The 15,013-nt window shown below is 68.2% G+C and carries 14 protein-coding genes; 7 read left to right on the top strand and 7 right to left on the bottom strand.

Features of this window, described 5'->3' with window-relative positions:
- Positions 1 to 56: 56 nt before the first annotated feature.
- A complete protein-coding gene (locus GQE99_RS14265) occupies positions 57 to 929 on the bottom strand; it encodes a bifunctional helix-turn-helix transcriptional regulator/GNAT family N-acetyltransferase (protein ID WP_161352299.1) in 873 nt (290 codons plus the stop codon).
- Positions 930 to 1,046: 117 nt separating this feature from the next.
- On the opposite strand from GQE99_RS14265, the gene GQE99_RS14260 reads away from it, so the two are divergent.
- On the top strand, positions 1,047 to 1,649 hold the full coding sequence (locus GQE99_RS14260; RefSeq protein ID WP_161352298.1) for a nicotinate-nucleotide adenylyltransferase: 603 nt from the start codon (positions 1,047 to 1,049) through the stop codon (positions 1,647 to 1,649).
- 87 nt (positions 1,650 to 1,736) lie between these two features.
- The gene (gene dacB, locus GQE99_RS14255; protein WP_161352297.1) at positions 1,737 to 3,236 is read left to right on the top strand and encodes a D-alanyl-D-alanine carboxypeptidase/D-alanyl-D-alanine endopeptidase; all 1,500 of its coding nucleotides are present in this window, start codon (positions 1,737 to 1,739) and stop codon (positions 3,234 to 3,236) included.
- A gap of 88 nt (positions 3,237 to 3,324) precedes the next feature.
- Here the strand turns inward: dacB and GQE99_RS14250 are convergent, their stop codons facing one another.
- Together GQE99_RS14250 and GQE99_RS14245 are read right to left on the bottom strand one after the other, a co-directional pair.
- Positions 3,325 to 4,023: a glutathione S-transferase N-terminal domain-containing protein gene (locus GQE99_RS14250; protein WP_161352296.1), complete on the bottom strand. Its 699-nt coding sequence runs from the start codon at positions 4,021 to 4,023 to the stop codon at positions 3,325 to 3,327.
- A gap of 117 nt (positions 4,024 to 4,140) precedes the next feature.
- Positions 4,141 to 4,512: a tellurite resistance TerB family protein gene (locus tag GQE99_RS14245; RefSeq protein ID WP_202530849.1), complete on the bottom strand. Its 372-nt coding sequence runs from the start codon at positions 4,510 to 4,512 to the stop codon at positions 4,141 to 4,143.
- A gap of 159 nt (positions 4,513 to 4,671) precedes the next feature.
- On the opposite strand from GQE99_RS14245, the gene GQE99_RS14240 reads away from it, so the two are divergent.
- Entirely contained in the window at positions 4,672 to 6,249 is a 1,578-nt protein-coding gene (locus GQE99_RS14240; protein WP_161352294.1) for a lysine--tRNA ligase, read from the top strand.
- 96 nt (positions 6,250 to 6,345) lie between these two features.
- Here the strand turns inward: GQE99_RS14240 and GQE99_RS14235 are convergent, their stop codons facing one another.
- Genes GQE99_RS14235 through GQE99_RS14225 form a run of 3 tightly spaced genes read right to left on the bottom strand, consistent with a single transcriptional unit; the run spans position 6,346 to position 8,932 of the window.
- The gene (locus tag GQE99_RS14235; RefSeq protein ID WP_161352293.1) at positions 6,346 to 6,471 is read right to left on the bottom strand and encodes a DUF2474 family protein; all 126 of its coding nucleotides are present in this window, start codon (positions 6,469 to 6,471) and stop codon (positions 6,346 to 6,348) included.
- Positions 6,471 to 7,502: a cytochrome d ubiquinol oxidase subunit II gene (gene cydB / locus GQE99_RS14230; RefSeq protein WP_202530812.1), complete on the bottom strand. Its 1,032-nt coding sequence runs from the start codon at positions 7,500 to 7,502 to the stop codon at positions 6,471 to 6,473. Before cydB ends, GQE99_RS14235 begins: the two co-directional genes overlap by 1 nt.
- Before the next feature lie 2 nt (positions 7,503 to 7,504).
- Positions 7,505 to 8,932: a cytochrome ubiquinol oxidase subunit I gene (locus GQE99_RS14225; RefSeq protein WP_202530810.1), complete on the bottom strand. Its 1,428-nt coding sequence runs from the start codon at positions 8,930 to 8,932 to the stop codon at positions 7,505 to 7,507.
- Positions 8,933 to 9,170: 238 nt separating this feature from the next.
- Between GQE99_RS14225 and GQE99_RS14220 the strand changes: the two genes are divergently transcribed.
- The 4 genes from GQE99_RS14220 to GQE99_RS14205 all read left to right on the top strand — a co-directional run bounded on the left by GQE99_RS14220 (position 9,171) and on the right by GQE99_RS14205 (position 14,285).
- Positions 9,171 to 9,587, top strand: a complete 417-nt coding sequence (locus tag GQE99_RS14220) for a DUF4864 domain-containing protein (protein WP_161352292.1) — start codon at positions 9,171 to 9,173, stop codon at positions 9,585 to 9,587.
- A 45-nt stretch (positions 9,588 to 9,632) separates the two neighbouring features.
- A complete protein-coding gene (locus tag GQE99_RS14215) occupies positions 9,633 to 10,361 on the top strand; it encodes a DUF4336 domain-containing protein (protein WP_161352291.1) in 729 nt (242 codons plus the stop codon).
- 236 nt (positions 10,362 to 10,597) lie between these two features.
- Positions 10,598 to 12,877 (top strand): glycosyl hydrolase family 28-related protein, encoded by a 2,280-nt coding sequence (locus tag GQE99_RS14210; protein ID WP_161352290.1) that lies wholly within the window; start codon positions 10,598 to 10,600, stop codon positions 12,875 to 12,877.
- A gap of 136 nt (positions 12,878 to 13,013) precedes the next feature.
- Positions 13,014 to 14,285 carry a lytic murein transglycosylase gene (locus GQE99_RS14205; RefSeq protein WP_161352289.1) on the top strand — a complete coding sequence of 424 codons (1,272 nt, stop codon included), beginning with the start codon at positions 13,014 to 13,016 and terminating at the stop codon, positions 14,283 to 14,285.
- 4 nt (positions 14,286 to 14,289) lie between these two features.
- Here GQE99_RS14205 and GQE99_RS14200 read toward each other — a convergent pair whose 3' ends face one another.
- Positions 14,290 to 14,928: a TIGR02453 family protein gene (locus GQE99_RS14200; RefSeq protein WP_161352288.1), complete on the bottom strand. Its 639-nt coding sequence runs from the start codon at positions 14,926 to 14,928 to the stop codon at positions 14,290 to 14,292.
- Positions 14,929 to 15,013: the final 85 nt, after the last annotated feature.

The raw sequence follows: 15,013 nt of genomic DNA, 5'->3' as shown, positions 1-15,013 counted from the left end.
AGATAGTCCGACGGGCGGGGCGGGGCAACCGGGCGTGAGCGCGGGGGCCCATTCGCTCAGAGGCGCTTTTCGAAGAACACGTCGGGGTAGGGGTCGTCGTTGAACCGGTCGATCTCGCGCCAACCCAGGCGGCGATACATCTGGACCGCCTCGGGCAGCTGGCTGTTGGTGTCGAGCCGCAGGTGGCTGTGCCCGATCTCCCGGCCCGCCGCCACGATCCGGTCCATCAACCGGGTCGCGAGCTTCAGGCCGCGCGCGGTCGGTGCCACCCAGAGGCGCTTCACCTCGCCCCAGTCGCCGTGCCCCTTGAGGCCGCCGCAGCCGATGGGCACACCGTCCGACGTGGCCACGAAGAAGGCGCCGCGCGGGCGCATCATGTCGGTGGCCTCCGGATCGCTCGACAGGTGCACGTCGTAGCCGGTGTCGAAGCGCCGTGCGAGTTCGCCGTAATATTCCGTGAGGCAATGCACGGCCGTGTCGGTGCGCGGATCGACCTCCTCGAAGGTCACCGCGTCACGTCCGAGCGCCGAGGCGATCAGGTCCATCGCCTCCAGCAGGTCGTCGGCCTTCGGGTGGTCCTCGAGCAGCCGGCGCGCCCGGTCGTCCGACAGCGCCTCGTAGGCGTCGAACTCGGCCCGGCCCGCGGGCGTCAGTCGCGCCACCCGTCGCCGCGCGTCGCCCCGGTCGGCCCCCGTGACCACCAGCCCTTCCTCCTCCAGCCCGCGCAGAAGGCGGCTCATCAGCCCGCTGTCGAGCCCCAGGTAGGCCCGGATCGCCCCCACCTCGGTGATCCCGCGCCCGATGGCGTTGAGAACGCGCGCCGCACCCAGCGGCCTGCCGCGCCCCAGAAAGCTGTCGTCCAGCACGCCCGCCTCGCGGGTGACGGCGCGGTGGAAGCGGCGGATGCGGTCGATGGCGCTCGGTGTCATGGTGTCGGACCTCGGTCAGGTAAACTGCCTGACTTCTGTCAGGCAACCGCACCCCGGTCAAGCGATCGGGTCCGATTGGCGTTGACAGCGCGGCGAACGCCGGGTCAATCAGGCGCGATGCGGTACGAACACCCCATAGGGCGCCCCGGGCGGCGCGTCGGGCTGTTGGGCGGGTCCTTCGACCCGGCCCACGAAGGCCATGCGCACATCACGCGCGAGGCGCTCAAGCGCTTCGACCTCCACGAGGTGTGGTGGCTCGTGAGCCCCGGCAACCCCTTGAAAGAGAACGGTCCCCGGCCGATGGAGGCGCGCCTCGCGCGCGCCCGCGCCGTCATGCAGCACCCGCGCGTGACGATCACCGACATCGAGGCGCGGCTGGGCACGCGCTACACCGCCGAGACGCTGGGCGCGCTCTTCCACCTCTATCCGCAGGTGCACTTCCTGTGGCTCATGGGGGCCGACAACCTGGCCCAGTTCCACCGCTGGGAGAACTGGGACTGGATCATGGAGGCGGTGCCGGTGGGGGTGATCGCCCGGCCCGGGGAACGCGCCGCCGCGCGGGCCTCTCCGGCCGCGCAGGTCTACCGTAACCGCCGGGTGCCGGGGCACCAGGCGCGCCGCATCATGCAGCTCGACCCGCCGGCCTGGACCTTGATCAATGTTCCGATGCGCGCGCATTCGTCCTCCGAAATCCGCGCGCGCGGGGAATGGGGCGACTGAGCCTCTCGGCACCGTGATGCGGTCGCGCCGTGATTGTTTCCGGAATCGCTCTTGTCCGCGCGGTTGCATTTGGATTTACTCGTCCGCATGGCTGGGGGTGTTTCGAGGCGTTTGTTTCTGACGGGTGCGGCGTCCGCGTTTGCGGGCACGGCCTGGGCGAACGCACCTCTCACCTCGATCCGGCCCAAGGCGCGCGCCGACGCGGGCCGCCTCGCGTCCGACCGTGTGCCTGCCGACATCGACACCCTGATCGAGGAGGCCCGCCTGGGCGGGCGCGTGGGCTTCGTCGTCGCCGACAGCGACACGGGCGAGCTGCTCGAGGCGCGCAACGCCGATCTCGCGATGCCGCCTGCCAGCGTGGCCAAGTCGGTGACCGCGCTCTACGCGTTCGAGGCGCTGGGCCTGTCGCACGTGTTCGAGACCCGGCTCATCGCCACCGGCATCCTCGACGGGGGCAAGATCCAGGGCGATCTGATCCTCGCGGGCTCCGGCGACCCGACGCTCGACACTGATGCGCTGGCCGGCATGGCCCAACAGCTCAAGGCGCTGGGGATCACCGGCGTGACCGGGGCCTTCAAGGTCTATGCGGGCGCGCTGCCCTACGCGAAATGGATCGACCCCGGCCAGCCCGATCACCTGGGCTACAACCCGGCGATCTCGGGGCTGAACCTCAATTTCAACCGCGTACATTTCCAGTGGACGCGCGACGACGACGGCTATGCGGTCGAGATGGACGCCCGCTCTGAGCGCTACCGACCTCCCGTGGACATGGCCAAGATGCGCGTGGTGAACCGCGACCTGCCGACCTACACCTACACCGCCGGAAACGGCGGCGTGGATGAATGGACCGTGGCGCGCGGGGCGCTGGGCAAGGGCGGCTCGCGCTGGCTGCCGGTGCGCCGCCCCGATCTTTACGCGGGCGAGGTGTTCCAGGCCCTGGCGCGCGTGCACGGCGTGGCCCTGCCCAAACCCAGTCCGCAGGAGCGCGCGCCGGAGGGCAACACCATCGTGATCCACCGCTCGGACACGCTCTCCGAGATCGCGCGCGGCATGCTGAAATATTCCACCAACATAACCGCAGAGGCGCTTGGGCTGGCTGCGAGCCGGGCGCGCGGGGTGAACCCCGACACCCTCGCGGCGTCGGCCGCGGCCATGTCGGAATGGATGCGCACGGAGATGGACGCGACGAACGCCAGCTTCGCGGATCACTCCGGTCTCGGGGACAAGAGCCGCGTCTCGGCCGGCGACATGGTGAAGATGCTCGTGCGCGAGGGGCCGGACGGGCGGCTCCACGAACACATGAAGGAAGTGCCGGTCAAGGACGAAGAGGGGCGCATCCTGCCCGAGGCGCGCCACGTGATCCATGCCAAGACCGGCACGCTCAACTTCGTCTCCTCGCTCGCGGGCTACGTGACGGCGCAGGACGGGCGGTCCCTGTCCTTCGCGATCTTCACGGGGGACCTGGAACGGCGCGCCTCGCTCAGCCGGGCCGAACGCGAACGTCCGCGCGGCGCGCGCGCCTGGGCCGGCCGCTCCCGTCGTCTCCAGCAGCAGCTCATCAACCGCTGGATGGCGGTCTACGCCTGAACCCTTTCATCTTTCCGAAAATACGCACTGGCACCGCGTGCCGCCCGCGCCGCCCCCGGGACGGGGATGACGCGGGCCACCTGCGGCCTCACTCGACCGCGGGAATGTTGACGGCTTTCTCGCTGGCCGGGCGGGCCATGCAGGCGGCGCGCCAGCGCACCACGTTCTCGAAGCTCGCAAGTTCCAGCACGTCGTCGGCCTTGTAGGCGCTCGAAATGCCGCGCACCCAGGGCCAGCTCGCGATGTCGGCGATGGTGTAGTCGCTGCCCATGATGAAGTCGCGCCCGTCGAGCCGCTTGTCGAGCACGCCCAGGAGGCGCTTGGCCTCGCCGATGTAGCGCTCGCGGGGACGGGGGTCCTCGATGTCCTTGCCGCCGAAGGCGTAGAAGAAGCCGAACTGCCCCAGCATCGGGCCGAGCCCGCCCATCTGCCACATGAGCCATTGGATCGTCTCGTATTTCTCCGCCGGGTCCGAGGGCAGGAAGCTGCCCGTCTTCTCGCCCAGGTAGATCAGGATCGCCCCGGTCTCGAACAGGCCCATCGGCTTGCCGCCCGGGCCATCCGGGTCGATCATCGCCGGGATCTTGTTGTTCGGGTTGAGCGAGAGGAACTCGGGCGTGTGCTGGTCGTCCTCCATGATGTTCACGAGGTGCGGCTCGTAGGCGAGGCCGGTTTCCTCGAGCATGGCCGAGACCTTGATCCCGTTCGGGGTCGGCAGCGAGTAGAGCTGGATCTTCGACGGGTCCGTCGCGGGCCAGCGTTTCGTGATCTCGAAATCTTCAAGCATGATGCATCCTTTCCGCGCCGGCCGGGAGGGGCGGCGCTTCGGTGTTCGGTCGCAGGGTTTCAGGTTCCGGGCCGGGACGCCACCCGCAGGGGCGCACATCCCTCGTTCACAGGTGCGTCACAGCGTCATGTGGCGTGCCCGGGCGCCCCGTTCGATGGCGGCGGCGTGGAGCCGGTCGATGTTGAGCTCGAAGCGGATCTCCTCGAGCAGCCGGAGCTCGCCTTCGCGCATCACCGCGTCGGCCGCGGCCACGTCGCAGGCCATCGCGTAGGCGGTTTCCCAGAGCCGTTCGGGCAGGTTGTCGCGCACGAGGCCGAAGAGCGCGTCGAGCCCGTCCTCCTCGCTCATCAGGTCGAAGACGGTCTGGCTCACCGACTTGATCCGGTCCGCGTCGTATTGCGCGAAGACCGGCAGGTGGTCGACGATCTCCTCGATGCGCAGCAGTTCCGAGGTGCGGATCTGGCCGTCGGAGAGGGAGACGGCGAGCATCACGGCGATCAGGCAGTCTTCGGGGGTCAGCGAATGGGGCAGGTCGGGCACCTTGGGCTCCTTGAATGGTGGGTTGGTTGCAGAATATTGACCGCGTGGCGGTGCTTCAATAGGTAGGCGCTTCACCGGGCGATTGCGCCCATATCACGGGAAAGAACCATGTCCGAACTGCGTGACGCTGCGATGACCTCGAAAGCCTGGCCCTTCGAAGAGGCCCGCCGGCTTTTGAAACGGTACGAAAAGGCGCCGCCGGAGAAGGGCCACGTGCTGTTCGAGACCGGCTACGGGCCGTCCGGCCTGCCGCATATCGGCACCTTCGGGGAAGTGGCGCGCACCACGATGATCCGGCGCGCCTTCGAGGCGATCAGCGACATCCCGACGCGGCTCATCTGCTTTTCCGACGACATGGACGGCATGCGCAAGGTGCCCGACAACGTGCCGCAGCAGGACATGCTGCGCGAGCACCTGCAAAAGCCGCTGACCGCGGTGCCCGACCCGTTCGGGGAATACGAGAGCTTCGGGCATCACAACAACGCCATGCTGCGCCGGTTCCTCGACACCTTCGGGTTCGAGTACGAGTTCTACTCGGCGACCGAGTTCTACAAGTCCGGCGCCTTCGACGAGACGCTGCTGAAGGCCGCCGAGAAATACGACGACCTGATGAAGATCATGCTGAAGAGCCTTCGCGAGGAGCGTCAGCAGACCTATTCGATCTTCCTGCCGATCCATCCGGAGACCGGCCGCGTGCTCTACGTGCCGCTCAAGGAGGTCAACGCCAAGGACGGCACCATCACCTTCGACGACGAGGACGGGCGCGAATGGACGCTGCCCGTGACCGGCGGCAACGTGAAGCTCCAGTGGAAGCCCGATTTCGGCGCGCGCTGGGCCGCGCTCGGCGTGGATTTCGAGATGTACGGCAAGGACCACTCGACCAACACGCCGATCTACGACGGGATCTGCCGCACGCTCGGCGTGCGCCCGCCGGAGCATTTCACATACGAGCTCTTCCTCGATGATAAGGGCGAAAAGATCTCGAAGTCGAAGGGCAACGGTCTGTCGATCGACGAATGGCTGACCTATGCCTCGACCGAGAGCCTGGCCTATTTCATGTACCAGAAGCCCAAGACCGCGAAGCGCATGTTCTTCGACGTGATTCCGCGGGCGATGGACGAGTATCACCAGCAGCTCGCGGCCTATCCCCGGCAGACGCTGGAGCAGCAGCTCAACAACCCGGTCCACCACATCCATTCCGGCGACGTGCCGGAGAGTAAGATGGTGGTGAACTACTCGATGCTCCTGAACCTGGCCTCCGTGGCCTCGGCTCACGACAAGTCGGTACTGTGGGGCTTCATCCGCAACTACGCGCCGGACGCGACGCCCGAGACGCACCCGGACCTCGACGCCGCCGCGGGCTACGCGATCAAGTACTACGAGGATTTCGTGGCCCCCACGAAGGCCTACCGCCTGCCCACGGATCTGGAGCGTGAAGCGCTGGAGGACCTGCGCGGGCGGCTCGCGGCCTGGGAGGGGGGCAACGACGCCGAAGGGCTCCAGGGCGAGGTCTTCGCCTGTGGCCGGGAGCGTTTCGAACCGATGCGCGACTGGTTCAAGGCGCTCTATCAGGTGCTCCTGGGCGCCGACCAGGGTCCGCGTTTCGGGTCGTTCATCGCGCTCTACGGCGTGGATGAGACGGTCGCGCTGATCGACCGGGCGCTGGCCGGTGAGCTCGTGAAATGACCGGTTTCGCCGGGGGCTTGCGCCCGCGGCGACCCGCCGGGGGCCAGCCCCCGGACCCCCGGGATATTTGAGGACCGGAGAAGGGGGCAGGCGCGCCTAGACGATCCAGAGGCGGATCAGGTAGGCGACCGCGCCGATCACCGCGACGCTCGCGGCGTAGATCGCGACGAACCACAGGACGCGTTTCCAGGCCGGCCGGGTGTTCTGCGGACTCTTCGCCATCAGTGATACCCCGTGTCCTCGTCGATCTTGCCCCTGAAGACGTAGTAGGCGTACGCGGTGTAGGCCAGGATCACGGGGATCAGGACGCCCGCGCCCACCAGCATGAAGACCTGCGAAGCACGTGGCGCGGCGGCCTCGTAGATCGTGATCTCGGTGGGGATGATGTAGGGATACATCGTCAGCCCCAGCCCGATGAAGCTCACGACGAAGAGCCCCAGCGCGGCCCGGAAGGGCCAGTGGTCGTGCCGGTGGACGTGGAGCGCGTGAAAGAGCGCCCAGTTGAGCCCGGCCACGAGCGCGGCGACGCCCGCGGCCCACAGGATGTGGGTGCCCTCGAACCAGCGGTAGAAATACCCGTCCTGCAGGAAGGGCGACCAGAGCGACACGGCCGCGATGAAGCCGACCGTGGCAAGGCCCAGGAACCAGGCGCGCCGGCGCATCCTTTCCTGCAGGTCGCCGGTGGTCTTGGACACCAGCCATGTCGCGCCGAGAAGCGCGTAGCCCACCACGACCGCGAGACCCACGAAAGCGGAGAAGGGCGTGAACCAGTCCCACCAGCCCCCGGCATAGGCGCGCGCGGCCTTGTCGACCGTGATGCCCTGGAGAAGCGCACCGAGTGCCACCCCCTGCATGAACGACGCGATCGTGGAGCCCGCGATGAAGGCCGCGTCCCAGATCCACCGGCCGCCCTGCGCCTTCCACCGGAATTCGAAGGAGACGCCGCGCAGGATCAGGGCCAGGAGCATCGCGACCAGCGGCGCGTAGAGCGCCGGCAGGATGATCGAGTAGGCCAGCGGGAAGGCCGCGAACAGCCCGCCGCCGCCCAGTACGAGCCAGGTCTCGTTGCCGTCCCAGACCGGCGCCACGGAATTCATCATCACGTCGCGGTCGCGGCGCCGCCGCTCGGTCGCGAAGAGGATCCCGAGCCCCAGGTCGAAGCCGTCCAGCACCACGTAGGTCAGCACCGCGAAGGCAATCACGAAGGCCCAGATCGTGGTGAGGTCGAAGGAGATGTCTGAAACGATGGGCATGGTCATTCTCCCGGCTGGTGGCCCTGGCGGCCCGGCGTGAGCCCCGCGGCGCGTACCGGCCCCTCGGAGCTGTCCTTGAGGCGCGGTTCACGCGAGCTGGGCGAATGCGCCATGAGCCGCAGGATGTAATAGGTGCCCGCGCCGAAGACGGCGAAGTAGACGACGATGAAGGCGATGAGCGAGGCCCCGACGGCGGGCGCTTCGAGCGGGGCCGCGCTGTCGGCCGTGCGCAACAGGCCGTAGACCGTGAAGGGCTGGCGTCCGACCTCGGTGGTGATCCAGCCCGCGAGAACGGCGATCAGCCCCGACGGCCCCATCGTCACCGCCGCGCGGTGGAGCCAGGGCATGTCGTAGAGCCGCCCCCGCCAGCGCGCCCAGAGCGACCAGAGCCCGAGCCCCAGCATGGCGAAGCCGAGCGCGACCATGACGCGGAAGGACCAGAAGACGATGCCGACCGGCGGCTGGTCCTCGTCCGGGATCGTGTCGAGCCCGGCGAGCGGTGCGTCGAGGTCGTGCTTCAGGATCAGCGACGACAGTTTCGGGATGCCGAACGCGTAGTCGAGGCGCTGCTCGGCATCGTTCGGAATGCCGAAGAGGTAGAGCGGCGCGCCCTCCGGGTGGCTCTCGTAGTGGCCCTCCATCGCCATGACCTTTGCCGGCTGGTGTTCGAGCGTGTTGAGACCGTGCAGGTCGCCCAGGAAGATCTGGACCGGGGCGACGATCGCGGCCATCCACATCGCCATCGAGAACATCGTGCGCGTGGCGGGCGTGGGGTGCTCACCCCGCCTGCGGTGGCGCAGCAGGTGGAAGGCGCCCACGCCACCCACGATGAAGGCGGTGGTGAGGTAGGCCGCCGTCACCGTGTGGGCGAGCCGGTAGGGGAACGACGGGTTGAAGATCACCTGCCAGAAATCCGTCGGCACGAACTGCTGCGTCTCGGGATCGATCGCGAAGCCCGCGGGCGTGTGCATCCAGGAGTTCACCGACAGGATCCAGAAGGCCGACAGGAAGGTGCCGAAGGCGACCATCGCGGTTGCGGCCATGTGCAGCCCCGGTCCGACCCGGTCGCGCCCGAACAGCATGATGCCCAGGAAGCCTGCCTCCAGGAAGAAGGCCGACAGCACCTCGTAGGCCATCGGCGCCCCGATCACGGGTCCCGCCTTGTCGGAGAAGACCGACCAGTTGGTCCCGAACTGGTAGGACATGACGATCCCCGACACCACGCCCATCGCGAAGGCGAGGGCGAAGATCTTCACCCAGTAGCGGAAGAGGTCGAGGTATTTCTGCTTCCCGCTCCAGAGCCACAACGCGTTGAGCACCGCCAGGAACGACGCCAGGCCGATCGTGAAGGCGGGGAACAGGAAGTGGAAGGAGACCGTGAAAGCGAATTGTATGCGGGCAAGGAGCACCGCGTCGATCGTGTCGAACATGACCCTCTCCGTCTGGTCGCGCGTGGTGCGCGCGTCAAAACCTATGTCACGGATAGGGATTTGGGGGCGCGGCGCGCGGTTTGGATTGGACAATTCGCCGCGGCGGCCGCGACCGCCGGCCTCGAAGCGGCAACGCGGCACGCGGGGCCCTTGTTCCAAGGGGGGTCCGGCTTTTTCACGGTTCGGTGAAACCAATTCGGCCCCTCGCCCGTATCTTGGAAACGAAGGGAGATCAGAGATGAAACAGATCCTATTCGCAACCGCGCTGGCCCTCTCGGCCGCGCTGGCCGGACCGGTCACCGCCCAGGTGGAACCCGGCGAGGCCATCCAGGACGTCATCACCCGCCAGTTCGATGCCTTCATCGCCGAGGACGTGGACGAGGCCTGGACCTATGCCTCGCCCGGTATCCAGGCCATGTTCGGCTCGCCCGGACGCTTCGGCGCGATGGTGGAGCAGGGCTACCCGATGGTCTACGCGCCGAGCGAGACCCGTTTTCTCGACCTGCGCGAAATGAACGGCGACCTGTGGCAGCGCGTTCTGGTGCGCGACGGCGCCGGGACCTACCACCTGCTCGACTACCGGATGGTGGAACTCGACGGCATGTGGCGCATCGCCGGCGTGCAGCTGATCCGCGAGGCCGGCGTCGGGGCCTGACCGGGTCGCTTGACCGGGCCCGGGAGCGGGCCGAAGACTGGTGGCATGACCACCGGCTACGAACCGCTCGACCGGCCGAAACCGGTCGCCCCGGACATCTGGATCGTGGATGGCCCCGCGATCCGCTTCTACGGCATGCCGTTCTCGACGCGCGCCACGCTGGTGCGCCTCGCGGACGGCTCGCTCTGGGTGCACTCGCCGACGCGGATGACCGACGAGCTTGCCGATCGCGTTGCCGCGCTGGGCGCGCCCGCCCACCTCGTCGCGCCCAACTGGATCCACTACGCCTACATCGCCGACTGGAAGGCCCGCTTCCCCGAGGCGCGCACCTGGGCGGCGCCCAACGTCGCGCGCAGGGCCGCGCGCCACGGGCTCGACCTGGCCTTCGACCACGACCTGGCGCAGGTGGCCCCGCCGGCCTGGGCCGGGCAGATCGACCAGATGATCGTGCGCGGCTCGACCGTCCACCGGGAGGCGGTGTTCTTCCACCGCAAGAGCCGGACCCTGGTCCTCACCGACCTGATCGAGAATTTCGAGCCCCGGAAACTGCCCCGGTGGTTTCGCTGGATTCCGAAACTCGTGGGCGTGGCCGACCCGGATGGCCGGATGCCGCGCGACATGCGCGCGACCTTCCGCGACCGCGACGCGCTGCGCGAGGATGTCGGGCGCATGATCGCCTGGGCGCCCGAGCGCGTGATCCTGGCCCACGGCCGCTGGTACGACCGGGACGGCACGGCCGAGCTGCGGCGCGCCTTCCGTTTCGTGCTCGACTGATCCCCTTCATCGTTCCCGAAATACTTCGGGAGAGCGCGAGAGGGCAGCGCCCTCTCGCCCCGCGCCGGCCCACCGGCAGGTGGGACGGCGCCAGACCGGCGCGCGCCCTCGGCGCGCACGGCCCCGCCACGGGGCAGCGTACGGTGGGCTAGAGCCGGCTTAAGACCCGGCCGCTACCCCTTCTCGCGACGGGCCGGGCACGCGGTGTGCCCCGGGCCCAAGCCGAAAGGGACCCCATGAGCAGCACTCTCGACCTGATGCCGTCACCCTTCGTCGACGGGCTGGACCAATGGTCCAGCGAAAACGGCACGGCCGGATCGGCGACCTACGACGGGGCGGCGAACGCGGCCTTCGTGCCCGCCGACCCGGATTTCGGCGGCTGCCTCGAACTCGTGAAGACCGAGACCACGCAGCGTCTGCGCTGGACGGGCGAGACCCCGATCCTGCCGGGCACCTACCTGCGGATCACCGCGAAGGTGAAGGCGATGAGCGGGGCGTTTCCGTCCGTGCGTGTCGCGGGCCATCCGGTCGACGGGGCGGGCGCCCATGTCGCGGGGCTGGATGAGACCGGGCCGGCGGTCGCGCTCGACACCTATGGCGAGGTCGTCGCGGTCAGCGCCATCGTGGCGCCGGGCAACCGGGACGGCGTCGACATGATCTGGGGTGCGGATCCGGCCCACGGGCATTTCGGGATCGACCTCACCGGCGCCTCGGGCGGCGTGGTGCGCATCGACGACCTCACGGTCGAAGACGTGACCGGCATCTTCCTGCGCGACATCCTCGACGTGGTGGACGTGCGCGACTACGGCGCGGTGGGCGACGGGGTGGCCGACGACCACGCCGCCTTCGCCGCGGCGGATGCGGCGGCCGACGGGCGCACGGTGGTGGTGCCGGACGGAAGCTACCGGATCGGCGCGAGCCTCACCATCCGCAACAAGGTGCGCTTCGACGGCACGCTCACGATGCCGGCCGAGGCCCGCCTGTCGCTCATCCGGAACTTCGACCTGCCCACCTATATCGATGCCTTCGGCGACGAGGTGACGGCCTTCGGCAAGGGCTTCCAGGCATTGATGCATTTCTCGGATCACGACGGGTTCGACCTGGGCGGGCGGACCATCAACCTCGACGCGCCGATCGACATGCAGGCCGCGCTCGCCACCGGCGACACGTTCCTGATCCGCCGTGTGATCCGCAATGGCCAGTTCTACGCCGAGGACGGGCCCGCGTGGTCCCCGGACGTCGCCACCAGCCAGGGCAGCTACAACCCCAACAATCCGCTCCAGATCACCGGGCTCGCCAATGCCGCCCAGATTCAGCCGGGCAGCCAGGTGACCGGCAAGGGCGTGGGCCGCGAGGTCTACGTGACCTCCGTGAACGTGGCGGCGGGGACGCTGCAGTTGAGCCAGCCGCTCTACGGGCCTGATCCGACACAGGATTTTACCTTCACCCGCTACAAGTACATTCTCGATTTCATGGGGTTCGAGAACCTGCGCCGGCTCACGTTCTCGGAGGTCGAGTTCCAGATGAACGGCTATTGCAACGGGGTGATCCTGTCGCGCCAGGGTGAGAACATGCAGTTCAAGGACTGCTTTTTCATCAAGCCGCGTCACAAGGGCATCACCTCGGCCGGGCGGGCCTGCCAGGACCTGCATCTCGAGCAGTGCCAGTGGATCTCGAACGAGCAGGGACTCGCGGCCGACCAGCGGATCAGCGTGGGCTTCAACGTGAACGCGAACGACTCCAAGATCCGCGACTGCCGGTTCCAGCGCATGGGGCTGTCGGGCATCCTGAACGGCACGGGCCACAACGTCACCGGCACCCATGTCTTCCAGGGCGACGATTTCTCGAACGCGCCGCGCGTGGCCGGGCTTGTCTTCACGCGCGAGGCCTGCGTGTCCACGGTCACGGGCAACTACATCGACAATTGCGCGATCGAGTGGACCAACGAACACGACGCGAGCCCCGATTTCGGGTCCGAGTACGGTTTCGGCGGTCTCACGATCACCGGCAATATCTTCTATTGCTCGAGCGCGATTTCGTCCTTCCGGTTCATCCGCCTGAAACCCTACGGGACGGGCCATTTCCTGTCCGGTCTGCAGGTGAACGAGAACTCGTTCTACGCCGCCAACGGCACGATCGACCGGGTCGAGGCCTTCGATGACAGCATCGCGGGGGCGGATTACTGGCGCTTTCGCAACATCACCTTCGAGCGCAACAACTTCAACGGCGTGACCCAACGCACGATGTGCCCGGTCTGCCTCGAGTTCAACCAGGGCTCGAACGCGACGACCTGGACGCTCGACCCCTCGGGCTTCCTGCCCTTCGGAGGCAACGCCCGCACGGTGACTGCCGTGGTCGCCGAGGATGAGATCCGCGATGCCGGCAATGCCCGGGTCGCGGCGATGCCGCAGGTCCGCGTGAACCAGGGGGCGCAGAACAAGTTCGTCCAGCTCGTCTGGCCCGAGGCCTGCCGGGGAACGGTGCATGTCACGGTGCGCTGCGACAAGCCGATCTGAGCCGGCCCCGACCGGTTGATCGCGCCCTCGGCAAAAGCGCGCGCATCCGCCGGTTGGGGGAAATCCTTTCCTTTGAGCAGGGGCCGCCCGGCGCTATTCTCCCCGGAACGAAAAAAAGACGGGAACGGGTGCAGGCATGAGCGGACTTCTTCTGACACGGCGCGGATTCGCGGCAGGCGGGCTGGCATTGACCGGCCTCGCGGCCTGCGGGCGGGGACCGGCGCGTTTTGCCGGATCGGCCACGGCGCCGGCCTCGAGCACGATGCGCGCGGTGCCCAACGCCGACTACGACGCCTGGGTCGCGAGCTTCAAGAAACGCGCGGTGGCCGCGGGGCATTCCGGCGCGGTGGTCGAGCGTGCCTTTCGCGGCGCGGGCTACCTGCCCAAGGTGATCGAGCGCGACCGCGACCAGACCGAGTTCACCCGTACGCTGGAAGACTACCTCGCCATTGCCGCCAGCGACGAACGCGTGCGCAACGGCCGCGCGAAATACGCCAGCCTGTCGCGCACCCTCGACGGGATCGAGGCGCGCTACGGGGTCGACAAGAAGATCGTCACGGCCGTCTGGGGCATGGAAAGCTCCTACGGCGAACGCCGGGGCGACGTGCATATCGTGAGCGCGATGTCGACGCTCGCCTTCGACGGGCGGCGCAAGGACTTCTTCGAGAAACAGCTCTTCGCGGTGCTGAAGATCCTCGCGGCCGGGGACACCACGCCCGAGAACATGCGCGGCTCCTGGGCCGGCGCGATGGGCCATACGCAATTCATGCCGACCTCGTATCTCGCCTATGCCGTCGATCACACCGGCGACGGGCGGCGCGATATCTGGGCCGAGGACCCGACCGACGCGCTGGCCTCGACCGCGAATTACCTGGCCAAGTTCGGCTGGACCCGGGGCCAGCCCTGGGGGCTGGAGGTGCGCCTGCCCCAGGGGTTCGACCGCGCGCGGGCGGGCTTTTCCAACACGCGCAGCGTGGCAGACTGGACCGCGATGGGCGTGCGCGACATGGACGGGGGGCGTATCCGAGACCACGGCCCCGCGCGGGTCATCGAGCCGGAAAGCGGTGGACCCGCCTTCATGGTCTTTCGCAACTTCGATGTCATCAAGCGCTACAACAACGCGACGTCCTACGCGATCGGGGTGGGGCACCTGGGCGACCGGATCGCGGGCGGCGGGCCGATCCGGACGTCCTTCGGGCCCGATCCGCAGGGGCTCACGCTCGAGGACCGCAAGGAAATCCAGCGGCGGCTGACCGCGCGCGGATTCGATACCGAAGGGGCGGACGGCGTGATCGGGGCCAAGTCGGAAGCGGCGATCCGGGCCTACGAAGCGGCCAACGGGCTGCCCTCGACCGGGGTCGCGACGAAGGCGCTTCTGCGCCGGCTGGGCGGCACCCCGCGCGCGTGATCCCTCAGGTGAGCGCGTCGGCGAGCGCCCGCCGCAGGCCGTCCGTTTCCCCCACGCGCTCCAGAAGAACCGGGGCGAGGCGCGTTTCCTCATCGTCATCGAGGTCGTGCCAGAGCACGAGCCCCTTGCGCCTGAGGTGCGCCCCGGCCGGGTGATCGGCGCCATAGGGCGCGGGGACGCGCTTGAGCTCCGGCTCCGACAATTGCCACCCGGCGGCCTCGAGCGCGGCGGCTTCCTCGATGACCGGGTGCCCATCGGCCACGCGGGCGCGCCATCGGGGCAGGGCCGCCTTGTCGAAGGCGAAGGTGCCCACGCCGACTTTGCAGTATTCGCGGGAGACGCCGAAATAGCAGGCGAGCGGCGCGTCACGCTGGCTCCATTGCAGGTGCAGGTGGGTCTTGTAGGGCGTCTTGTCCCTCGAAAAGCGCACGTCCCGGTAGATGCGGTAGATTTTCGGCACCGTCTCCCACCCGAGGTCGCGCGCGAACCTGTCGCGCAGCGTCTCGAGCATAAGCTCCGCCGGCCGCTTGACTTGCGCCTCGTAGTCGGACTTGTGCGCCTGGAACCAGTCGCGGTCGTTGTGCGCCGCGAGCCGCGACAGGAAGCCGCGCGCGTCGGAGGTGAGATTGCCGAAATCGTCCATCGCCAAACCTTTCCGCTTTTGCCAGTGTGACGAGGTTCGCCCGATCCGCCAAGCGGGCCGTGCAGCTGTCTGAAAGGAGTTTGCG

Source organism: Maritimibacter harenae, assembly GCF_009882975.1.
In the GTDB taxonomy this organism is placed as follows: Bacteria; Pseudomonadota; Alphaproteobacteria; order Rhodobacterales; family Rhodobacteraceae; genus Maritimibacter; species Maritimibacter harenae.
The sequence above is the reverse complement of the archived record's forward strand: the minus strand, read 5'-3'. Positions and strand labels throughout refer to the sequence as shown.